The following is a 2,996-nucleotide window of genomic DNA, read 5'->3' as shown; positions in this document are numbered from 1 at the left end:
CGAGTCGCAAGATGCAGAACAGATAAAGTTCCTTGAGGAAAAGGGAATGAAAGTTTATGCCCCGAACGAAAAGGAAATGAACGCCTTTAGATCAAAGGGGCAGCCGGCTTACATAGAATGGCTAAAGGCCACCGTGGACGAAAAGTGGCTAAATATGGCGCTGGAAGACGCGAAGGCCGCAAATGAGGCCGTAAAGTAAGGACCGGGCGGATATGTCGAAGGACATTTTGCCTAAGCTGTCTGCGGCCATAGAGCGAGCATGCGCTTACATCTCGTGCTCGCTGTTGGCCTTAAATATATGCGACATCCTCATGGGCGTCGTCTCAAGGTACATATTTCACACTTCCTTTATCTGGACGGAGGAGTTGGCGCGATACACAATGATATGGATGGTCATGGTGGGGGCAAGCTGTGCACACGTTCGAGGAGATATGATGGCCATAGATTTCATCCTGCCCAGGCTTCCCGTGAAGCTGCAGCGCATCTTCAACGTGCTTAAGTTCATCATAGGCGTTATAGTGCTGATGCTGATCGTTTATTTCGGAGCCCATAACGCAATTGGAGCCTGGAACATGAGGACGATGGGCTTAAAGATCCCCAAAACCATACCGCTTCTTTCCCTGCCGGTGGGCCTTGGAATACTGCTCGTGGAGTTTGTCATCTATAGAAAAGAAGTCGTGGGAGGGGACGAGCCATGAGTCTGCTTCTTTTGCTGCTGTTCTTCTTTTTTCTCATGTTAATCGGCCTTCCCCTTTACCTTGCGCTGCTGTCGGTCGCTTTTGCCGGGATAGCGGTATTGGGTGACGCATCACTTCTTCGCGTAGTAAGCCAGCAGCTCTTTGGCGGGATGGATTCCTTTACCCTGATGGCCATCCCCTTTTTCGTCCTGGCGGGATCCCTGATGAACAGATCGGGCCTTACCGATAAGCTCATAGACTTTTCCAAGCTTCTGGTGGGCTCCATACGCGGCGGGCTGGGATACGTAAACATAGTTGCAGGCATAATACTGGCAGGCGTAAATGGGTCAGCAGCCGCAGATGCTTCTGCCCTCTCTTCGATCTTGATTCCGGCCATGAAAAAGGAAGGCTACAACCAAGGTTACGCTGCAGGCCTTACCGCCGCAAGCTCTCTCATAGGCCCCATAATACCTCCTTCGATCTTTATGATCATTTACGCCTCCATGACCAACACGTCCATCGGCGGCTTATTTGCTGCCGGCATCGTTCCGGGGTTACTCTTGGGTTTGGCTTATGCGGTCATGAATTACTTTTATTCCTTCAGATACGGCGCCCCGGTCTCAAGCGGCGAAGAAAGATCGCAGGCCAAGAATATATTAACTCAATCCATATCCGGTTTACTTGCGCCGATAATCATCATCGGCGGAATCGTCACAGGCATCGTGACCCCTACGGAATCAGGGGCATTGGCCGCCGCTTACTGCCTCTTGATAGGGCTGTTTCATACCAAAAAGCTCGACAAAGGGGCAATTTTCGGGGCCCTTTACGAGACGGTGCGCACGACCAGCTCCATATTTCTAATAATGGGCGCAGCCCAGGCGGTGGGATGGCTGCTCAAATGGGAAAGAGTACCGCAGCATTTTGCCGGGCTACTTTCCGGAGCCGGACTTGCCTCGAGTCCCATTCTACTCATGTTGACCTTCAGCGCCATCATATTCGTGGTGGGTTGTTTCATGGAAGAAGTGGCAACCCTGACACTTCTTACGCCCATATTTTATCCGCTGGCCATGCAGGCAGGCATTGACCCGCTGCATTTCGGCATCGTCATGACGCTAAACGTCACCATCGCCCTGGTAACTCCTCCGATGGGCGCGTGCAACTACATAGTCTCGGCTGTGGGCAAGGTGCCTTTAAGCGAGGTATTGAAGTTCATATGGCCCTTCATAGCTGTCTCTCTTGTTGCCCTCGTTTTAATCATACTATTTCCCATTATAACTATATATATACCTAAAGCTCTGGGGCTTTGATACTAGGTGCTCCGAAGGAGAAGATGATACATGCACGAAGCTGCTATTCCAATCGTTGATAGCATCAAATGGCAGGAGATATGGAAAATCCCCATAAAGGAATCGGGGGAAAAATTGATCCCGGCCAGCTACATCCCGGAGAAAATTTTATGCCGGCCCCAGTACTTCGTTCAGGGCATAGATAGCGCAATACCGGAATGCTTTATGAGGGAGGGAGCTTTCGCTGCCCTTCTTAAAGCTGCAACCCTATTGCCAAAGGGGTATCGTTTGGTAATTTACGATGCCTGGAGACCTTTAAAGGTCCAGCAATCCTTGTTTCTTAAGTTTTCCGAGGAGCTCAGGAAGGAATGCCCAAGCGATACAGATGACGAGTCTATATTCGATATGGCCTCCCACTTCGTTTCTCCCCCAAAAAACGACACCGATAAAGTATCCCCCCACATGACGGGGGGAGCCGTCGACGTTGGCCTTGTCGACGAATGTGGGCTTTCATGTCCCATGGGAAGCGAATTTGACGAGACTTCCAAGCGCTCCGTCACGCATTACTTTGAAGAAAAGCTAAGAAATGAGGAGCTGATGCCCGAGGAGCGGGAATATCTGTTCAACAGGAGAATTTTGTATAATGCCATGATAGAATCCAACTTTATAAACTATGCAGATGAATGGTGGCATTATGACTACGGCAACCAGAACTGGGCAGCGTCAAAGGGGGCAAGCTTCGCCTTTTACGGCAAAATTTCATTAGAGCTCAGATGGGCAAAATTTGATTAAGGCCCTTAACAGGCCGATCTCAATTGCAAAACATGCATGACATTTCAAAATCCTTGTTGACAAACTATGACATGTCGTATAACATAATTGTCAACCTAAAACTTTGCGAAATGGAGGAGGCGCTAAATGATGATAGGTGAACGTTTCCTAGCGGCATCAGGGCAATGTGTCAGTGCCATCAGTAGCATGTGCGCCTCCATATCCGGCGGTTATTATTTTAGCGACGGCCAGTGGCGTTATT

The 2,996-nt window shown here is 49.7% G+C and carries 3 protein-coding genes and 1 pseudogene; all 4 read left to right on the top strand.

Translation table 11 applies throughout. The features are described from left to right. A pseudogene (locus Q7P41_RS12220) lies at positions 1–199 on the top strand (TRAP transporter substrate-binding protein DctP); the annotation flags it as partial. A 13-nt stretch (positions 200–212) separates the two neighbouring features. Continuing rightward, complete coding sequence (locus Q7P41_RS12215; RefSeq protein ID WP_303884620.1) at positions 213–698, top strand: TRAP transporter small permease; 486 nt, start codon at positions 213–215, stop codon at positions 696–698. After that, positions 695–1,984, top strand: a complete 1,290-nt coding sequence (locus Q7P41_RS12210; protein ID WP_303884618.1) for a TRAP transporter large permease — start codon at positions 695–697, stop codon at positions 1,982–1,984. Before Q7P41_RS12215 ends, Q7P41_RS12210 begins: the two co-directional genes overlap by 4 nt. Before the next feature lie 30 nt (positions 1,985–2,014). Next, positions 2,015–2,755 (top strand): M15 family metallopeptidase, encoded by a 741-nt coding sequence (locus Q7P41_RS12205; RefSeq protein ID WP_303884616.1) that lies wholly within the window; start codon positions 2,015–2,017, stop codon positions 2,753–2,755. Positions 2,756–2,996: the final 241 nt, after the last annotated feature.

The sequence above is a fragment of the Acetomicrobium mobile genome, assembly GCF_937920065.1.
Note: the sequence above shows the minus strand (reverse complement) of the source record. Positions and strands in the feature narration are given on the sequence as shown.